We start from the raw sequence: 17,754 nt of genomic DNA on the forward strand, positions 1-17,754 counted from the left end.
GCCCGCTCAGAGGGCGGCCGGCCCGCTCAGAGGGCGCCCCGGTCGATGAGCGAGCGCTCAGAGGCCGAACGGCGGCGCGACGATGTACAGGTACGCGCCGAGCACGAGCAGATTGACGCCGACGGTGCCCCAGAACGCGCGGCGGAACGTGCGCTTGCGGGTCTTGTGGCGGAACAGCTGCTGCGCGACGAGCGCGCCGGGCCATCCGCCGACCAGGCCGAGGATGAGCAGCGTCTGCTCGGGAACACGTCCCGCCCCGCGTCGAGCGGCCGCCTTGTCGAGCCCGTATGCGGCGAACGCGACCACGCTGGCGCCGCCGTACACGGCGAGCAGCCACCAGGGCAGGTCGAAACCCACGTAGGCGATGGCGAAGGCGCCCGCGAACACGAGCAGCACGATCCAGCTGAGCGCCGAGGGGAGCGGCTTCGAGAGGTCGCGCCCCGGCCGCTCGGGTGCCGAGACGGAGGCGCGCGGGCGAGGGTGCGACATGGACTTGATCCTATGGGGGTGCCCCGGCGTACCGTGTGGGCATGCATGAGCTGACCGAAGAGGCGCTGGTTGCGGCATCCGTCGACGTCACCTGGCGGGAGTTCACGGTCGCAGGCCGCCTGACGGAGTGGTTCTGGCCCCCGAGGTTCGAGACGACGGCTGTGGTCGAACTGCGGGAGCTCGGCCGGTGGGAGGTGCGATCGGCTCCCGCGGATCTCGCCGTCGAGGGGCAGGTGCTTACCGTCGGGGCGCCCCGCACGCTGCGGCTCGCGTGGCGCTGGGCGGGTGAGGAGCATTCGACGGACGTCGAGATCACGCTGGAGGCGGCGGCGGATGCCTCGACCCGCGTGATCGTGCGGCACTCCGGCTTCGCGACCCAGGAGGAGCGCGATCAGCACATCGAGGGCTGGTCGAGCTGCCTGCAGCGCCTGATCGACCGCCACGGCGGCCCTCCGGGCGAGCACCTGTGAAGGAGGGCGGCGCGATGTCGCCGGCGGGCGGTACGGTCGGGTCGTGATCATCGAGTTCGACGGCGAGGTGTTCCGCTGGGATGCGCGAGAGGACTCCGCGTGGTTCTTCGCGTCGGTTCCGCCCGAGCTGAGTGAAGAGATCCGCGAGATTCCGCGCCCCTACCGGGGTTTTGGGGCGGTCCGTGTGCGGGCGCGCATCGGCGGCAGCGAGTGGACGACGTCGATCTTCCCGTCGTCGGACGCGTACGTGCTCCCGCTGAAGAAGGCGGTGCGCGCGGCCGAAGGGCTGGTCGACGGTGGTCCGGTGACGGTGCGGCTCGAGGTGCTCGACGGCTGACGGGCTCTCGCCGGCCCGCGTCAGCTCAAGATGTCGAGCATGCGGCGCTGGATGCGACGGTCGAGGTCGTCGAGCTCGCCGATCACGTCGTTCGCCGCCCACACGCGGTCGCGTTTGCGGCCGGTGATCTCGGCGATGACGCCGGCCTCGGTGAGGCGGTCGAGCGCCGCATACGCGGTCGCCGGGGTGCTGCCGAGAGCGGCGATCGCGTCTTCGCCCGACATGACGGGGTCGTCGAGCAGAGCGGCGAGCAGCCGGTCGGTGGCCGAACCGGCGGACGTATCGACGAGGGACCGCCATTCCGACGGCAGGTCGCGCAGGGCCGAGATGGAAGCGCGTGACTCGATCGCGGCGGCGGTGGCCGCGCGCACCATCATCTCGATCACGGGCGCCGGATCACCGTCGCGGTACGACGTCAGCGCGGCGAAGTAGTCTTCACGCACGGCCAGGATGCCGCTCGCCAGCGGCACGACGGCCGTTTTCGTGACCCCGCGCCGGCGCAGGATGGCGCTGACGAGCGCGCGCCCGACGCGGCCGTTGCCGTCGGTGAACGGGTGGATCGACTCGAACTGCGCATGCGCGATCGCGGCCTGCACGAACACCGGCATGTCGTCGCGCGCGGACCATGCGACGAGGTCGTCGACGAGGGCGCCCACGAGCTCGGGCGGCGGGGGCACGTAGAGCGCGTCGCGCGGACTGTGGTCGCTGCCGCCGATCCAGTTCTGCATGTCGCGCGGTCGGCCGGCATACGACGCCTCCGCGGAGTCGTCGGCCATCAGGGTCCGGTGCGCGGCGAGCAGGTCGTCGAGCGTGATGCGGCCGGTCTCGCCGGCGCGGTCGACGAGGCGGTGGAGAGCAGCGGATGCCGCGACCATGCTGGTCGCGCTGCTGTTGGCTCGGCTGCCGGCCAGGGCGCGGGCGTAGTCGGACGCGCTCGCCGAGATCCGTTCGATCTTGGAGGACGCCACCGACTCGGTGCGCAGCATGAAGCGTCCGAGGGCGCGCGACTGCGACCGGGCCTCGCCGTCGGTCGTGAGCACCTCGACCAGCGCCCGCTCCGACGCGGCGGTGAGCCGCGGGCTGGGCGCGAAAGTCAGGCTCGCGATGCGCGGGGGGATCGCCACGATCACGGACCGCAGCATCCGATCTTCGCGATTGCCGCCCCGCATCGATTGGCGCCACTCGCGCGGCTCTCGCGTGTGGGCGGGCCAGCCCGTCGTACCGGCTGAATCAGCGGCAGTCATTGTTTCAGTTTAGGAGACCGAATTGAAATAAGACAGAGCGTCGTTCTTCTGCACGAGGAGAGCGGCTCCGGTATGTTGGCGCTCGAGAATCATTCTGCTGGGGAGCATGATGTCGGACCGGTCTCAGGGGGGACCGCCGCCGGGTTGGTACGCCGATGCGACGCGTGCTGATCTCGTGCGGTGGTGGAATGGCGACGCGTGGACGGATGAGATCCGTCCGGCGATGACGGATGCCGCGTCCCCGGCTGATCCTTCGCCGCAAGCCGCGGCGGCGGCATCAGCGGATGCGCCGGGGCAGGCGTCCGTGGACGCGCCGCCGGCGAGCCGTGCCGAGCGGCGTGTGGCCCTGCGGGCGGCCCCCGTGGTGCCCGATGCGTCGCCGGACGTGCCGCTGGCAGACGCCGAGCCGCCTGAGCGAGCCGGACTCAGCGGCGAGGTGCCCACGCCGGCCGCACCTTCCCGGCGCGGCGGACGAGCGCGGCGAGCCTCGAGGGGGCCGGCGACCGGCGGTGCGGATGGCGTGGAGTCGAGCGCGGCGCCCGATGACCGTCCGGCAACCGACGCGCGTTCTCGGGGAGCTTCCGGGGATGGCCTGCTTGCTCAGGACATAACCGCGCCCGTGCACGCGTGGCCGGCGCCGTCGTCGCTCGCCGAGGCAGGTTGCCCGACAGCGGAGTCGGCCGGGAGTGATTCGGGTGTTGACCGTGACGCGGCCGTGCCCGAGGCGGACTCGTCGGCGCCGGTGCACGCGTGGCCGGCGCCGTCGTCGCTCGCGGATGCGCGTTCCACGCCGGCGGGATCGGGCGAGGGTGACGCTGGGGTCGAGCATGACCGGGCCGTGCCGGAGGCGGACTCGTCGGCGTCGGTGCACGCGTGGCCGGCGCCGACGTCACTCGGCGACGCGCCCGAATCGACCGATGATCCGACAGGCGGCGGCACGGATCGCGGGCCGACCGCACCGGTCGGGGTCGCGGCATCGGTCCCGCCCTCTGCGGTGGAAGGGTCGCCGCAGGACGCGACCGACGAGGCAGCTTCATCGACGACGACCCGACCCTCGGCGCGCGGTGCGGAGGGGGAGCGCTACCCCGACCAGATCCCGCCCCGCAGGCCGTTGCCTCCCGACGACCGGCCGCCGACGCCCATCGTCTATCAGCCGATGTCGAGTTCGTACGTGGGCGAGATGCGTCCGCGCTTGCCCGAGGCGAGCGCGCGGAACGTGGCGGCACGGGCGGCGATCGTGCTCATCGTGCTGGCGCTGATCGGCGGCGTGGCCGTCGTCGGGTGGCTGGCCGACTGGGATCGGACCATTGCGGGGCTGGTCAGCCTGGTCAGCGTCGCGTTCGCGTCCGGCGCGTTCTTCCTCGCGGTCGGCGGACTCATCGTCGCGGCGCAGCGTTCCACCAGTCGGGTGCTGTCGGCGATCGCGCTGGTGGTGTCGCTGGGACTCGCGGTCTGGCTGGTGTTCGTCGCGACTGAGCAGGCGCTGGCGATCCTCGCGTGAGGCCCCGACGGCTCGTGCGGGCGAGTCGCGCATGGTGTGGCCGTGCGGGCGCGTCCGCACGCTGAGCACACCGAGAATCCGGTCTATCGGGACGGCGCACGATCTGCCACGCTCGCGGTATGGACCTCGTCATCGTGCTGGTGATCGCTCTGGCGCTGGCCGCGGCTGTGCTCGTGTGGGCGGCGGTGCACTGGATCCGCACGCGGCGCACGACACGTGACGACCTCGTGCGCGCCGGAGACCCCGGCGACGAGGTCTCGTCGTACCGCGCCAGTCGCCGCGCCGAGGGCGAGGCCGCCTGGACCCGCATCAGCGGCGGCGTCTGAGCCGGATGCCCGTCCGAGCTCGCCGAGGCCGAGCGAGCACTGAGGCGGTCCGAGCGCGCCGACGCAGTCCGAACACACCGACGCAGTCAGAAGTCAGAGAGGGCTGAGGCCGTCCGATTACGCCGACGCCGTCCGGGCACCGACGCATCCCGAGCTCGCTGACGCCGTCCGAAGGCACAGTCTGCGCCCCGACGCACCGTCACGGCGCGCGGACGCCCGTCCGTGCGCGCCTGCGCGGTCCGAGCGCGCCGAAGCCGTCCGAGCATGTCGACGCCGTCTCCTGCGCGTCGATGTCGTCCGGCGCGCCGATGCCCCAGCCCCGCCCAAGCTGCCCGCCCACCCCATTCCGTGCGCGTTCTGCCACGCTCCCACACCGACGCTCTCCTGAACCGACGCCCTCCTGAGGTGGCCGCCAGAAAACCCCTGCGGTGCCGCGATCAGAACGGCGGCGGATCGGCGTCCACCGTCCGCGCGGTCGGCGAGATCCACCAGGTGGCTCCGGTGACTTCGTCGCGGTAGAGCTGCCACAGGCTCTTGCTCTTCACCGTGTGGTGCGCCTTGCAGAGCGGCGCCAGGTTCGTATCGGCGGTGGCTCCGCCGTACTGCCAGTCGAGACGGTGGTCGATGTCGCAGTCGCGAGCCGAGCGGACGCAGCCGGGCGCGATGCACACCCGATCCCGGACGCCGAGCCAGCGGCGCAGCGCCTTCGGAACCCGGTACGTGGTGCGGTCGACGTCGAGCACCGTCCCGGTGACGGGATGGGTGAGGATGCGGACCCAGCTGGATGCCTCGCCCGCGAGCCGCCGGGCCGTCTCGGCGTCGATCGGCCCGTAGCCGTCGAGCGTCGCAGGCTCGTCGTCGTGACCGAGCAGCGTCATCACCGGAACGGTGATCGCGACCGACGGACGCCAACGCGGCCCGCTCGGGTCCGCGAGGTCGGTCGTCGTCAGAAGATCGAGGAGCGAATCGGCGCGAAGCTGCGCGAGCGTCCGCTCTTCGCCCGGCTGGGCGCGCAGGTGCCGCGCACGGGCATCGGAGTGCTGATACGCCGCCAGCACGCGATCCGCCGAAGCGAAGACCGTGAGCGACGCCATCCCGTCGTGTTCGGCCTCGAACCACGCGTTGCGGTCGGCCGCAGCCCGCTTGTGGCGCACGTCGAGCGGCTCCGGATGCAGTCGCTCGCGCGCGACCCGTGCGCGAAGACGGAACTTGCCCGGCTGCAGGGTCCTCGCGGCGTGCGCGACGGCCTCGTCGAACCGCGCCCAGGCTTCGGTCGCGTCGAGGGGAAGCGTCGCCGCCTGCTGCGCGGTCGTCGCGGCGTTCTGCTGCGAGACCTGCCCCGCCCGGAACGCCTCCCACACCCGTGGGCACCGTTCCCGCAGGGCGTCGGCGTGTGCAGCTCGCGTACGCACGGTCGCCTCCGACATGCCCAGCCGGGTCGCCAGCTCCATCGCTGCCGCACGCTCCGCGATGTTCCGCCGCTCCGCTCGCACCGCCGAGACAGACCGGCCCTGCGGATCGCGCCATTCCGGGTCATGGGTAGGATCAGGCCCGACCCACGGATCCGGGCAGGATGCGGCATCCGTCAACACCTGCGCTATACCCGCGTACTCCTCGGCGATGAGCAGCCGCTGGCGGTACGTGACGTACTCGAGAGCGTCCATCGCGACCTCGTGCACGGCGCCGGACCTTTGCAGCTCATCGACGTCGATGCGGGGCGGTTCCTCGCCCGGCTCGAGCACATCACTCGGATCGAGGAAGCGCTCGGGGTCGCGCTCGAGCCACGGATCGGCATCCGTGAAATTCGATGAAATGCTCACATAAAGAGAATACGAACCACCTCAGACATTCGAACAGAAGATCGGACCTCCAGCCCCGCGAGCCGCCCGCCGCGGCAACCCGCCGACCGGCAAGATGGTGCCATGGACGCCCGTGCCCTCGCCCCACGCCGACTGCGTTCGGCCATGTTCGTCGACTTCGACAACGTGTATTCGCTGCTCCAGCGCCTCGATGCGGACGCGGCGAAGCTGTTCGCCGAGGATCCAGCCCGCTGGGTGACGGAGCTCACGAGCGGGACCGACCAGGACGGAGCGTTCACCCGCCGCTTTCTGGTGCAGAAGTGCTATCTCAATCCGGCGCCGTACTCTCGGTACCGCCCGAACTTCACGCGTGCCGGGTTCCAGGTCGTCGACTGCCCGTCGCTCACGCAGCAGGGCAAGTCGAGTGCCGACATCAACCTCGTGCTCGACGCGATGGACGCCCTCGCCTCGACCACGCGGTTCGACGAGTTCGTCTTCCTCTCGGCCGATGCCGACTTCACGCCGCTGGTCATCCGGTGCCGCGCGGCCGACCGGCAGGTGACGATCGTCACACCGGGGCCGGCCGCGGCCGCCTATCGGGCCGTCGCCGACACGGTGCTCTCGGCCGACATGTTCATCGGGCTCCTGACCGGCTCGGACGCGGCAACGATCCTCGACTCGCCCGCGCCCGGCACATCCGGCTCGCCCTCGCCGGCCACGCCCGGGACGCCCACCACATCCGACACGCCCGGCACATCCGGCTCGCCCGCCCCCGACGCATCCGGCCCGGCCGCCACGGCTGCCGCCATCCCCACAGCCTCCGCCGAACCCGCGCCCGCGACGCCGCCCGTCGCCCCGGCCACACCGCCTGTCCGCTCGGAGGTCCCGGTCGCCGCCGTCCACCACCTCGTGCGCTCGGCAGATCGCCCCGTAGCTCTCGCGGCCGCCGCCGCGGAGGCTCTGCGCGCCGACCCGACGCTCCGCGAGCGGGGTTGGGACGGTGCCGGCACGTTCGCAGCGTGGCTGCAACGATCCGTCACCGACCTCGCGGTCGACACCCGCAAACCCGGATACGTGTGGGATCCGGCGCGCTTCCAGGAGTCCGATCTGCCCCAGCCCGCCGCCGACGAGCAGCAGATCGCGGCAACCGCCGCGGGCGCCCTGGCTGCCGGAAGCGACCAGCGGGTGCCCGGACTCACCGAGCTGCAGCGCCGCGTGGTCGCGCTCACCGAGACGCCCGGACTCGCGCAGGCGGGCTATCGGTGCCTGCTCGAGCAGCTCGATTTCGATCTCGCGCTGCACCCCTTCAGCCGCAACGAGACGTCCAAGCGCGTCCGCGATGCCTGTGCGAAAGTCGACGTGCCGATCGGCCGCGCGGCGATCAACTTCGTCATCAACGGGCTCCTGCTGGCGGGCGCCGGCCTCGACGGCGAGCCCAGCGCCGAAGAGCTGGCCGCCGTGTGGACCGACAACGTGCTGGGCCTCTGTCGCGGCGCACGCATCGAGCTGAGCGCCGCCGATGTCGCCGAGATCACCGAGTGGGTGAGCGGCGGTCTGGTCGCCCTGGATCCCGTCTGACCCCGGTCGCGCCACCGCGATGCAGATGACGGATGCCGCGCCCCGGCCGCCATCTGCAGCGCCGGCGCGGCTCAGGGCAGCAGCGACGCGATGTTGCGGGCGACGAGCCAGACGATCCCGATCGACGTGAGCACCAGCGCCCACACCGCCTCGCGCTTGCGGGTCGGACGCCGCACCGCGATCACCATGCCCACGATCGCGAGCACGAACGCGGCGATGATCATGCCCAGCCAGAGCAGCGACAGCAGGCCGAACAGCCACAGGAACTGCAGGATCTCCGGTCCCAGCGCGAACGCCAGCCCCGCGATGGCCAGCGATCCGAGCAGCTGCACGACGATGAGGATGAGCGCCGCCTTCGCCGGCCCGTTCTTCGCCGACGGAGCCGCACCCTGCTTCGGGTCGCTGCCGAACGTCGCGCCGTACGCCGACGCCGGAGTCGGCGGCAGCACGTGATGGGTCCAGCCGCTGCCGTCCCACCACCGCGTCTGCGCCGTCGACGGGTCGTACACCCACCCCGGCGGCGGCGCCTGGCCGGCCGTCGGCGCTTCGCCGCTCATGCGGCAACCTCGTCCAGGCGCGCGTGCGCTCGTGTCATCGGGATCCTCAATCCCTCAGGCGGACACCGGATGCCGGAGCCCGCTGTTCCCCAGTGCGCTCAGGGTAACGGGTGCGCGAGCTCGGATGACAGTGTTCAGCCCCGGTGCGCTCAGGAATCGCCTAGGAGTGCGGTCGGCGGTCGTCTTAGAGGGTGTTCCGCCGCGGGTTGATCGTAAGATTCGGCGAATGGGGACTGAGACGTCGGTGGGGACCGACCAACTCACGGGGATGCTGCGCGTACCGCGCACGCCGGACGGCGCAGTGGATTCGCGTGCACTGCTCGTGCGCATCGGACGGGCCGCGCCCGCGTTCATCGCACTGTGGGGGCTGTTCTGGCTCACGGGACGCGGGATCGCGACGCAGCACCTCGATGTCGGCATCGCCGTCGCGACCGCGGTGCCCCTGTGGATCGCGGCCCGTGCATGGCGGCTGCCATGGTGGCTGCACGCGGGTGCAGCGTCTTTTCCGCTGTCCATCGCGGTCATTGCCCTCGCACACGCGGATCCGACCGGGACGGTGCGGGGCGCCAAGCTCGCCTACGGGGCGATTCTCTTCCTCGCGATCGCCGCGTGGGCGCGGACGGTTCGCCGGCGGCTCGTCGTCGGACTGCTGATCGCGGGACTCGGCCTCGGGGCGTTCGCGTTGGCGTGGATGACCTGGATGACCGTCCAGCCAGCTCCGTGGAACCTGATGAAGGGCACCCTCGACTGGCACAACCAGTTCGCGATTCAGATGATCTTCGGGGTATCGGCCGGCATCTTCATCGGGGTGCTCGGCCGTGGAGGGTGGTCGATCTTCGCCATGGTCTGCGCCGCGGTGTGCGGCGCAGGCGTAGTGCTTTCGGGTTCGCGCTACGGCTTCGCGCTGGCGTGCGCGGTGGTGGCTGCGGCGCTGGCTGCTGCGCTGGTCGTGACGATCCGAGAGCGTCGCCGAGGTCCGGTCGCCCGCTGGGCCGCGGTGCTCGCCGGCGCGCTGATATTGCCCGTGTTGCTCCGAAGTCCGCTGTTCTTTCCCGGATTCGCGTTCGGAGTCGACCCGTTCGGCACGATGACACAGCGGGGCGGGCTCGACAGCTCGGGCGCGACCCGGCTGGATTGGTGGCGCGCAGCGTGGGAGATCGGGCTGGATCACTCCGCCGTAGGGAGCGGACTGCTGACCTTCGCCCATCAGGCGGTGTGCCATGCGGCCATGCCGCAGTGGCACCCGCACAACGAGTGGGCGTACACCTGGGCGGAAGGGGGAGCCGTCGGGCTCCTTCCGATGCTGCTGCTCCTCGCGGGAGTGCTCGCGCTCGTTGTGCGGTCGTTGCGGCCGTTGCCTGGCAACGTCGAGTTGCGACGGGATCCTGCGCGATGGGGTGGGCTTGTCGCGTTGGTAGCGGCGGTCGGTCACCTCGTCCTCGAGTACGACCTCTATTACACGACCCTCGTCGGGCTCATCTCTGTGACAGGCGGCATGGCGGTTGCGCCGGTGGTGCGGTTGTCAGGACGACGAGCGAGTGAGGTGATGGCGTGGTGCGGCCTTGCAGTCGCGCTCGCGGTCGTCGTCGGCGCGGTGACTCTAGATCCGTCGTTCGAAACGTGGCCGTGGCCGGTGATTGACGGCTACCCCCAGGTCTGCGCGAGGTGAGCTTTCCTGAGTCAAACCTTGCGGAATCATAAGCGTCCTGGCGATGCATGTCTGAGCATGTTCCCGCATGATTGTCGGCGGGGAGGGGTATCGCGGTGAGCGCCGCGGTTCTCCACCGGCCCTGACGGGGCTGGACACGCAAGCGACTGGGGATACTCGCCGTGCGTGTGTGGCTGGTCACGTTCTGGGTACATCACCGGAAACAGAATGGGGAGACCGCACATGCGTGCAACCATCAAGAACTACCTCGAGGCCATGAAGCAGCGCCGCGAGGAAGAGGGCGAGAAGGGCTTCTCGCTCATCGAGCTGATCATCGTCGTCGTGATCCTCGGCATCCTTGTCGCGATCGCGATTCCGATTTTCGTCAACATTCAGGCGACCGCCGAGAAGAACGCCGTGATGGCGGCGGCTGCCAACGGAGCGACCGCGGCTGCTGCGGCGGCCGCAGGCAAGGACGAGCCGGGCGCACCGACAGTGGCGGACGCAGCAGAGTCTGCTGGCACGAATGGCATCGTCGTCACCCTGTCAAAGGGTTCGACGGTAACGGACATCTGCGTCAAGGCCGAAAAGGGTGCGAACGTCGCATTCGCAGGGCCCGGGGCTTTGGCCGCCAGTGGCACGACGCCGTCGGCTGGCTGTAAGTAGGTCATCAACGCGTCATGGAGGCCGGGGATGTTCCTCCCCGGCCTCCATGGCATGATTAGGTCGGGGATTCTGCCACTTGGGGAGGTGGGCGGATGAGGGGTCGTGGTATCGATACTGCGGGGTTCAGCCTTGTCGAAGTGATCATCGCGATGTTTCTGCTAGGGATCATCGCGGTGGCCCTCCTGCCAGCACTGTGGCAGGGCACGCAGCTGTCAGCGCAGCAGTCTGCAGTCGCGACGGCAACACGCCAACTAAACAGTCTTGTCGAGGACGCTCGGCAGTCGCCTACATGCTCGTCGGTCGCGAACGCTGTCGCCCCGAAAACGGGATTCTCTGACGGTTCCGGACGAGCGTTCTCGACGGAAGGCGTCGTGAACGGTTCCTGCGCGGCAGGCTCCGCGGTGTCGGTTTCGCTGACGGCGACTCAGGGTACTTCGACGCTCGCATCGGTAGACGCGATCATCTACGTTCCGGCCATGCCATGAGTGCCAAGGAGTCCAATAGGGCCTCACGTGACGCAGGCTACTCTCTCGTCGAACTCATCGTCGTGGTCGTGATTCTCGGCATTCTCGGTTCTGCGGTCGCGATCATCTTCGCCAACACGTGGCGAACGCAGGCAAACGTGACCGATCAGACGCAAGCGACGACGCGCGGCCAGTTGATCGCGAGTGAAATTGAACGTTCAATGCGAAACGCGATTGCCTTCGAGATCGAGAATGCAGGAAGCACGCTGAAGGTCAACACGTCGCTAGACGGATCAGCGCAGTGCCAGGCCTTCAGCTTCGAGTCCGGTGAACTGCGGATGGTCGTGAGCGATGACCCTGTCCCGTCGACGTGGCCGGTATGGCAGGACCAGGTCAGCAACGCCGGGACCACACCCTACTTCGCAGCGAAGGGAGCCAATGGCGTGGTGTATACCTTCAACGCGACGGCGGAGAACTCCCAGACTGCCCCGACAGCCCCTGTGCATTTCACAGGTGACGCGTACATGAGAAATGCTGCAGAAGGGACGATGTCGCCATGCTGGTGAAACTCCTTCAACCGGGTCGAGCCCGCTCACGCAAATCCGTCGACAGCGACGAATCGGGTGCCGCCCTTGTCGCGGTCGTCGTCGTGATGATGGTCGGGGTCATCGCGGCCACGGTCATCGCGGGGTCGGTGATCTTCGCAATGCAGACCAACGTCCAGAACAAGGCGACAACACAAGCTTTCGTATCGGCGGAGTCAGGCCGCGACATGATGCTCCAGGCCGTCATTGCCAACCCGTGCGCGAAGTCCATTCCCAACTCGTCGACGTCGCCCATGTACGAGAACGTCAGCGCCGTGTTCGGCGCAGACGTCGACCACCTCACCGACCCCTGCCTTAGCGCGTCAGCTTCTTCCGTGATCCGCATCACCGCCACCGGCAAGGCAGCAGACGGCTCACAGACGACCATCGTGTCCGATTACCAACGCGCCGTCACGTACCAGCGCCAGCCTGGGGGGACGCTGGCGTACTTCGCCGGTCAGTTCAAGCTCACGCAGTCCTCTTATCAGGGCGACCTCGTGATCCGCACCGGCGACTACACATGCAACTCCGACACGACGATCGACGGTGACCTGTGGGCGCCGAAGGGGTCGATCATCCTCAGCGCGAAGTGCCATGTCACGGGCAACGTGTACGCGAAGGGAACCATCTCCACGTCGGGCGCGAATGCCTTTGTCGACAAGAACGTTGTCGCGGAGGGGGAGATCAAGCTCGAGTCGACTGGCGGCACGGTCGCGGGAAATGCGATGTCGGGAACGAAGGTCACGGTCAAGGACATGTTGGTCACGGGCAACGTCCAGTCACCGCTCGCCCCCGAAGTCAAGTCGGCGGGACTGGTATCGGGCACGGTAACCACGGCACCCTTGCCCGGGGACGCGTTCGTACCCGATCTTCAGGCGGTGTACGACATGACCACGTGGGTTGACTTTCCCTCGACCCGGAGTGCCTGGGGGACTGATGTTGACTGGCGCACGCCCACCTCATGCTCCGGAGACGCGACAGCAAAGGCCACGGGCGTGCTCGCCGCGGGTACGTCGCGCATCGGCTTGGACTACACGGGTTGCACTTCGGCGGTGAAAATCGTGCTTAGCGGTTCACCGACGCTCACTAGCGACGTGCTGTTCCTCGTGCCGCCGGGTGCGACGATGACGGTCGACATCGGCACGGTGACGACTGACTCTCCGGATCGACAGCTCTTCTTCATCCACGCGGACAACGTGGCCAACCGCGCAGTCACTTGCCCGACCGCGGTCGGGTCCGGCGGCGATGCGTTGGACCAGGTGGCAGCGACGACCAACGTCAAGGTGATGCTCTATTCGCCCTGTGGCATCAAGACGGCACCTAAGAAGGACGGATTCCGAGGTCAGTACTACTCCGGTGACAGCGGGAGCACCAAGCTCGAACAGCCGGACTTCTCGTGTGAGCCCATGAAGTGGGAGCCGCGAATCGACCTCGGGTGCTACCTCGCAGAAGCCCCCGATGGCTCCGGCGACATCATCACGAAGCTGCTGCCGCCGAGCTTGCTGACCCAGACCGAGTAGACAGTGACGTCCCTCATCATCTTCCTCGTCGTCATCGCCGGGGTGCTCGGCCTCCTGATCGGGTCGTTCCTCAACGTCGTCGCCTACCGCGTGCCGGCGAAGATCTCGCTGCTGCGCGAGAGCCGCTGCCCGCACTGCGATGCGGCGATCAAGCCGTGGCACAACGTGCCGGTGATCGGCTGGCTCGCCCTCGGTGGCAAATGCGCGAACTGTAAAGCGCCGATCTCGCCGCGGTATCCGATCGTCGAGGCGGTCACCGGACTCGCCTTCGCGCTCGTCGCGTGGTGGGGCCTCGCCGTGTACGACGGCCTTCTGGGGACGTCCCTGCTGAGGTACCTGGAGTCGCCGGCGTGGGACGGCATCGTCTATCCGGCCGACGTGTGGGCGCTCGCCCTCGTCGTCGTCGCTTTCCTCTACTTCGCGGCGATCTCGATCGTGCTCACGCTGATCGATCTCGAGACACACCGGCTGCCGAACAGCATCGTGCTGCCGAGCTACCTGGTGGCCGGCATCCTGTTCACCATCGCCGCATGGCTGACGAACGAGTGGGGGCTGCTGCTCGGCGCGGGGGTCGGCATGGCCGTGCTGTACCTCTTCTATTTCGTGCTGCGCCTGGTGCGTCCGGGCGGCATGGGCGGCGGAGACGTGAAACTCGCCGGGGTGATCGGCATCTACCTCGGCTGGCTGGGATGGGGCGCGCTCGCTGTGGGGGCGTTCGCGGCCTTTCTGTACGGGGGAGTGTTCGGCATCGCGCTCATGCTGCTGCGCCGCGCCGGACGCAAGACCGCCATTCCGTTCGGACCGTGGATGATCCTCGGCGCGTGGACGGGAGTGTTCGCCGGCCAGGCCGTCGGCAAGTGGTACGTGAATCTCTTCGTCGGAGCTTGACCCGACGGACCTTGGGGAAGGGAACAACATGGCCAAGACGATCGTGGGGCTGGAGGTGACCGAAGAGAGCGTCCGCGCAGCGGAGATCTCACTCGGTCGCCGACCACAGCTCATCGCGTACGGCGAAGTGCCGCTGCCGCAGGACGCCGCCCGCGACTCGGAAGTGCTCGACCCGGGCGCTGTCGCGGTCGCGCTGCGGCAGCTGTGGACCGGTGCGAGGTTCAAGAGCCGGGATGCCGTCCTCGGCGTCGCCAGCCGGCGCATCCTGGTGCGCGAGTACACGACGCAGGCGATGCGTCCCGACCTCTTGCGCGAGGCCCTGCCCTATCAGGTGCAGGACCTGCTGCCGGTGCCCGCCAGCCAGGCCGTGCTCGACTTCTTCCCGCTCTCGCAGGACGGCGACCAGGTCTCTGGCCTGCTCGTCGCGGCGGTGTCGGAGAACATCGAGCAGATCATCTCGACCCTCGCCAAGGTGAAGGTGCGCGCCCATGCGGTCGACCTGTCGGCGTTCGGCCTCGCCCGCGTCACTGCGCCGCTCGCGTCGCCCGACGACACCGTCGCGACCGTGAGCATCGGCGACCACACGACCCAGGTCGTGATCGCGCGCGGCGGCGTGCCGCTGTTCGTGCGCCTGCTGCCGATCGACGTCGCCACCGCGGCCAGCCGTCGCCACAGCGCCGAAGTGCCCGAGCCCGAGCTCGCGCTCGCCGCCGCCGGCAACGGCGGCAGCAACGGCACGGGACTGGCGGCCGCGGGCCGCACGCGCGGCGCGATCCGGGCGGCGACCCCGCCCGGGGCATCCGATCTCGCGGCCCGCCTGCGCAGCACGCTCGCCTTCTTCGGCAGTCGGCCCAACGCGCTGCCCATCTCTCGGGTGTACATCACCGGAGCGGGCGCCGCGGTCGAAGGCGTCGTGCCGACCATCGGCACCGCGATCGACATCCCGGTCACCGTCATCTCGGTCGGCGACGTCGTTTCGATGTCGGCCCCGCCGCCCGCCGGCGAAGTCGCGTTCAACCTCGTCGGCACCGTCGGCATCGCACTCGGGGAGGCAGGAAAGTGACCGCCGTTCCCGTCCCGTTCTCGGGAGTGCCCCGCGTCAACCTCATGCCGCGCAGCGAGGTCGCGCGGCGCGAGCGCGACTCGCTCATCCGCACGTGGGTGTGGATCGTGCTCGCCGCGATCGTCGTGGCGGTGCTCATCATCGCCGGCGCCTTCGCGTTCAAGTTCTTCGCCGACCAGCGGCTCGTCGCCGAGCAGGCGCGCACCAACACGCTGCTCACCGAGATCGCCGCGCTCTCGGAGGTGAGCGAGGCGCTCGCCACCGAGTCGGAGCTGACGGAGTTCCGCACCGACGCCATGGCCACCGACTTGGCGTGGACGCCCGTGATGGCCAAGATCACCGGCATCCTTCCCGCCGACACGACCCTGACCGGCGTCGACTTCACCGTCGGGGGAGTGCCGCAGGGCGACGACCCGACCGTCGAGCAAGGCATCGTGGGCACCGTCACGTTCGACAGCCCGACCCCGCTCGACATCGTCGCGCTGATCCGGTCGCTCCGCGGAGTGGAAGGAGTGCTCTATGCCGACGGACAGTCGGTGACCTCGAGCCAGGTGTCGGCCGACCGCTTCTCGTACCTGCTGAACGTCGAGTTCGACCAGTCCGTGTACTCGAAGCAGTTCGCGGCCGAAGAAGGGAGCGAGTGATGCCCAAGCACCTCGTCACGGCCATCGGCCTGATCGTCTCGCTCGGCGTGATCGCGCTCGGCGTGTTCCTCGTCGCGCTGCCGCTCTACCTCCAGGCCGTCTCGGTCGACGGGCAGACCGCGACGGTCGCGAACACCAACGCGATCTACCAGGCGCAGCTCGACAGCCTCACGGCCGAGCAGGAGAACCTCGACGCCATCAATGCGAACGTGGCCCAGCTGCGCTCGCAGATCCCGGCATCCGCTCACTTCGACGACGTCTTCGAGGTCGTCGGACGAGCGGCCGAGGCATCCGGCGTCGCCATCGCCGCCGTCACCGCCGGGGAGCAGGTCGCGTACGTGACCCGCGCCGGCGCGACCGAGGGCGAGGCCGCCGTGGCGGAGCCCGCTCCTGCGCCGGAGGCGACGGATGCCGCAACCGACCCGGCGACCGACCCCGCGGCGGGAACGCCCCCGGAGACGCCGGCGCCCGACGCGGAGGGGGCTGTCGGACGTCAGCAGGCCGACTTCGTCATCAGCGCCACGGCGACCGACATGGCCCAGGCGACCGCCTTCGTCGACGCGCTCCGCGCCGGCCCGCGCCTGCTGAACAGCATGTCGGTGACGATGACCCAGAGCGGCGACGGCGCGGTGGACGTGCAGATCTCGGCGCTCACCTACATCGACGAGGAAGGGTGACGACGATGGAAGAGCTCGACTTCGAAACCCTCCTCGCCCGCGGCGCCCGGCACCGCGCATCGGACGTGCACATCACGGCCGGGGCGCCGCCGCTACTGCGCGTCGACGGCGACCTCGTGCCCGTTCCCGGGTACCCCGAACCGCTGTCGGAGGAGTGGGTCGAACGCACGGCGTTCGAGCTCATGGGCGACGGGCAGCGCCAGGAGTTCCTCGAGCACGGCGAGGTGGACCTCGCGCATGCGACCCCGGGCATCGGCCGCTTCCGCACCAACGTGTACAAGCAGCTGGGCTCGATCGCGATCGCGCTGCGCTACATCCCCGACCGCGTGTACTCGCTCGAAGAGCTCGGTGCTCCGCCGATCGCCCGTGACCTCGCGCTGCGTCCGCGCGGTCTCGTGCTGCTCACCGGGCCGACCGGTTCGGGCAAGTCGACGACCCTCACCGCGATGGTCGACATCATCAACCAGCTGGTGCCTGCGCACATCGTCACGATCGAAGACCCGATCGAGTTCCACCACCAGTCCAAGCGCTCGCTCGTGCACCAGCGCGAGGTCGGGCGCGACACGAACTCGTTCGCCGAGGCCCTCCGCCGCGTGCTGCGTCAGGACCCCGACGTGATCCTCATCGGCGAGCTGCGCGACCCCGAGTCGATCTCGACGGCCCTCTCGGCCGCTGAAACCGGACACCTCGTGCTGTCGACCCTGCACACGCAGGGCGCGGCGAAGAGCATCAACCGCATCATCGACGTGTTCCCCGCCGACCAGCAGCACCAGATCCGCACGCAGCTCGGCGATACGCTGCAGGGCATCATCAGCCAGACGCTGCTGCCGCTCGCGCAGGTCAACGGCCGCACGATCGCGACCGAGGTGCTCATCAACACCCCGGCCGTGGCGAACATGATCCGCGAGGGTCAGGTCGCGCAGATCTACTCGGCGATGCAGGCGGGTTCGGAGATCGGCATGCACACGCTCGACCAGGACCTCCGCCGCCTCGTCGGCGAGGGCACCATCGCGCGCAACGTCGCCGCCGACTTCGCGGTCGACCCGCGCAGCCTCGACGGCGTGTACATCAAGCCGCGCGACCTCGACGCGGAGGAGTGGGCGCACCACGCCGGCGAATGGCGGCAGGGTGAGCTCTCGGCCCCGGCAGCGAACGCCGCGTCGGGCACCGGTGTGGGCATGGGCTCGCGCTTCGGCACGCCCACGGTCGGCGGCCGCGTCGACCCGACCGCGCGCGATGTCGAGTGGGGCGGCGTCGACGACCTCGAGGCGTGGACCGCCGCGAACGGGGAGGGCTGAC

At 69.5% G+C, this 17,754-nt stretch carries 19 protein-coding genes; 15 read left to right on the forward strand and 4 right to left on the reverse strand.

The window, feature by feature from the left end:
• Window positions 1–57: 57 nt before the first annotated feature.
• Window positions 58–489: a DUF1294 domain-containing protein gene (locus tag IM770_RS00420; protein ID WP_203579178.1), complete on the reverse strand. Its 432-nt coding sequence runs from the start codon at window positions 487–489 to the stop codon at window positions 58–60.
• Between the two features lie 41 nt (window positions 490–530).
• On the opposite strand from IM770_RS00420, the gene IM770_RS00425 reads away from it, so the two are divergent.
• Together IM770_RS00425 and IM770_RS00430 are read left to right on the forward strand one after the other, a co-directional pair.
• Window positions 531–959 carry an SRPBCC family protein gene (locus IM770_RS00425; RefSeq protein ID WP_203579179.1) on the forward strand — a complete coding sequence of 143 codons (429 nt, stop codon included), beginning with the start codon at window positions 531–533 and terminating at the stop codon, window positions 957–959.
• Between the two features lie 43 nt (window positions 960–1,002).
• Window positions 1,003–1,296 carry a DUF1905 domain-containing protein gene (locus tag IM770_RS00430; RefSeq protein ID WP_203579180.1) on the forward strand — a complete coding sequence of 98 codons (294 nt, stop codon included), beginning with the start codon at window positions 1,003–1,005 and terminating at the stop codon, window positions 1,294–1,296.
• A 20-nt stretch (window positions 1,297–1,316) separates the two neighbouring features.
• Here IM770_RS00430 and IM770_RS00435 read toward each other — a convergent pair whose 3' ends face one another.
• A complete protein-coding gene (locus IM770_RS00435) occupies window positions 1,317–2,540 on the reverse strand; it encodes a Fic family protein (protein WP_239065593.1) in 1,224 nt (407 codons plus the stop codon).
• A 109-nt stretch (window positions 2,541–2,649) separates the two neighbouring features.
• On the opposite strand from IM770_RS00435, the gene IM770_RS18270 reads away from it, so the two are divergent.
• Window positions 2,650–4,041, forward strand: coding sequence for a DUF2510 domain-containing protein (locus IM770_RS18270; RefSeq protein ID WP_504739208.1), 1,392 nt, complete (start codon window positions 2,650–2,652; stop codon window positions 4,039–4,041).
• Window positions 4,042–4,160: 119 nt separating this feature from the next.
• Entirely contained in the window at window positions 4,161–4,367 is a 207-nt protein-coding gene (locus tag IM770_RS00445; RefSeq protein ID WP_203579182.1) for a hypothetical protein, read from the forward strand.
• Between the two features lie 437 nt (window positions 4,368–4,804).
• Here IM770_RS00445 and IM770_RS00450 read toward each other — a convergent pair whose 3' ends face one another.
• Entirely contained in the window at window positions 4,805–6,187 is a 1,383-nt protein-coding gene (locus tag IM770_RS00450; RefSeq protein WP_203579183.1) for an HNH endonuclease signature motif containing protein, read from the reverse strand.
• 102 nt (window positions 6,188–6,289) lie between these two features.
• Here IM770_RS00450 and IM770_RS00455 point away from each other — a divergent pair, with 102 nt between their 5' ends.
• Entirely contained in the window at window positions 6,290–7,744 is a 1,455-nt protein-coding gene (locus tag IM770_RS00455; protein WP_203579184.1) for an NYN domain-containing protein, read from the forward strand.
• 71 nt (window positions 7,745–7,815) lie between these two features.
• Here IM770_RS00455 and IM770_RS00460 read toward each other — a convergent pair whose 3' ends face one another.
• Window positions 7,816–8,301: a DUF2510 domain-containing protein gene (locus IM770_RS00460; protein WP_203579185.1), complete on the reverse strand. Its 486-nt coding sequence runs from the start codon at window positions 8,299–8,301 to the stop codon at window positions 7,816–7,818.
• A 124-nt stretch (window positions 8,302–8,425) separates the two neighbouring features.
• Here IM770_RS00460 and IM770_RS00465 point away from each other — a divergent pair, with 124 nt between their 5' ends.
• The 10 genes from IM770_RS00465 (at window position 8,426) to IM770_RS00510 (ending at window position 17,753) form a co-directional block, all read left to right on the forward strand.
• Window positions 8,426–9,970, forward strand: coding sequence for an O-antigen ligase family protein (locus IM770_RS00465; protein ID WP_203579186.1), 1,545 nt, complete (start codon window positions 8,426–8,428; stop codon window positions 9,968–9,970).
• 222 nt (window positions 9,971–10,192) lie between these two features.
• Window positions 10,193–10,615, forward strand: coding sequence for a type II secretion system protein (locus tag IM770_RS00470; protein WP_203579187.1), 423 nt, complete (start codon window positions 10,193–10,195; stop codon window positions 10,613–10,615).
• Window positions 10,616–10,707: 92 nt separating this feature from the next.
• Window positions 10,708–11,100 carry a type II secretion system protein gene (locus IM770_RS00475; RefSeq protein WP_239065595.1) on the forward strand — a complete coding sequence of 131 codons (393 nt, stop codon included), beginning with the start codon at window positions 10,708–10,710 and terminating at the stop codon, window positions 11,098–11,100.
• Complete coding sequence (locus tag IM770_RS00480; RefSeq protein ID WP_203579189.1) at window positions 11,097–11,645, forward strand: prepilin-type N-terminal cleavage/methylation domain-containing protein; 549 nt, start codon at window positions 11,097–11,099, stop codon at window positions 11,643–11,645. Before IM770_RS00475 ends, IM770_RS00480 begins: the two co-directional genes overlap by 4 nt.
• Window positions 11,636–13,183 carry a bactofilin family protein gene (locus IM770_RS00485; RefSeq protein WP_203579190.1) on the forward strand — a complete coding sequence of 516 codons (1,548 nt, stop codon included), beginning with the start codon at window positions 11,636–11,638 and terminating at the stop codon, window positions 13,181–13,183. The genes IM770_RS00480 and IM770_RS00485 overlap by 10 nt, the downstream gene beginning before the upstream one ends.
• Before the next feature lie 3 nt (window positions 13,184–13,186).
• A complete protein-coding gene (locus IM770_RS00490; RefSeq protein ID WP_203579191.1) occupies window positions 13,187–14,071 on the forward strand; it encodes a prepilin peptidase in 885 nt (294 codons plus the stop codon).
• Window positions 14,072–14,099: 28 nt separating this feature from the next.
• Window positions 14,100–15,134: a type IV pilus biogenesis protein PilM gene (gene pilM / locus IM770_RS00495; protein WP_203579192.1), complete on the forward strand. Its 1,035-nt coding sequence runs from the start codon at window positions 14,100–14,102 to the stop codon at window positions 15,132–15,134.
• On the forward strand, window positions 15,131–15,778 hold the full coding sequence (locus IM770_RS00500; protein WP_203579193.1) for a PilN family protein: 648 nt from the start codon (window positions 15,131–15,133) through the stop codon (window positions 15,776–15,778). Before pilM ends, IM770_RS00500 begins: the two co-directional genes overlap by 4 nt.
• Window positions 15,778–16,455: a hypothetical protein gene (locus IM770_RS00505; protein ID WP_203579194.1), complete on the forward strand. Its 678-nt coding sequence runs from the start codon at window positions 15,778–15,780 to the stop codon at window positions 16,453–16,455. The genes IM770_RS00500 and IM770_RS00505 overlap by 1 nt, the downstream gene beginning before the upstream one ends.
• Before the next feature lie 5 nt (window positions 16,456–16,460).
• Window positions 16,461–17,753, forward strand: coding sequence for a type IV pilus twitching motility protein PilT (locus tag IM770_RS00510; RefSeq protein ID WP_203579195.1), 1,293 nt, complete (start codon window positions 16,461–16,463; stop codon window positions 17,751–17,753).
• Window position 17,754: the final 1 nt, after the last annotated feature.

The sequence above is a fragment of the Microbacterium hibisci genome, assembly GCF_015278255.1.
GTDB lineage: Bacteria > Actinomycetota > Actinomycetes > Actinomycetales > Microbacteriaceae > Microbacterium > Microbacterium hibisci.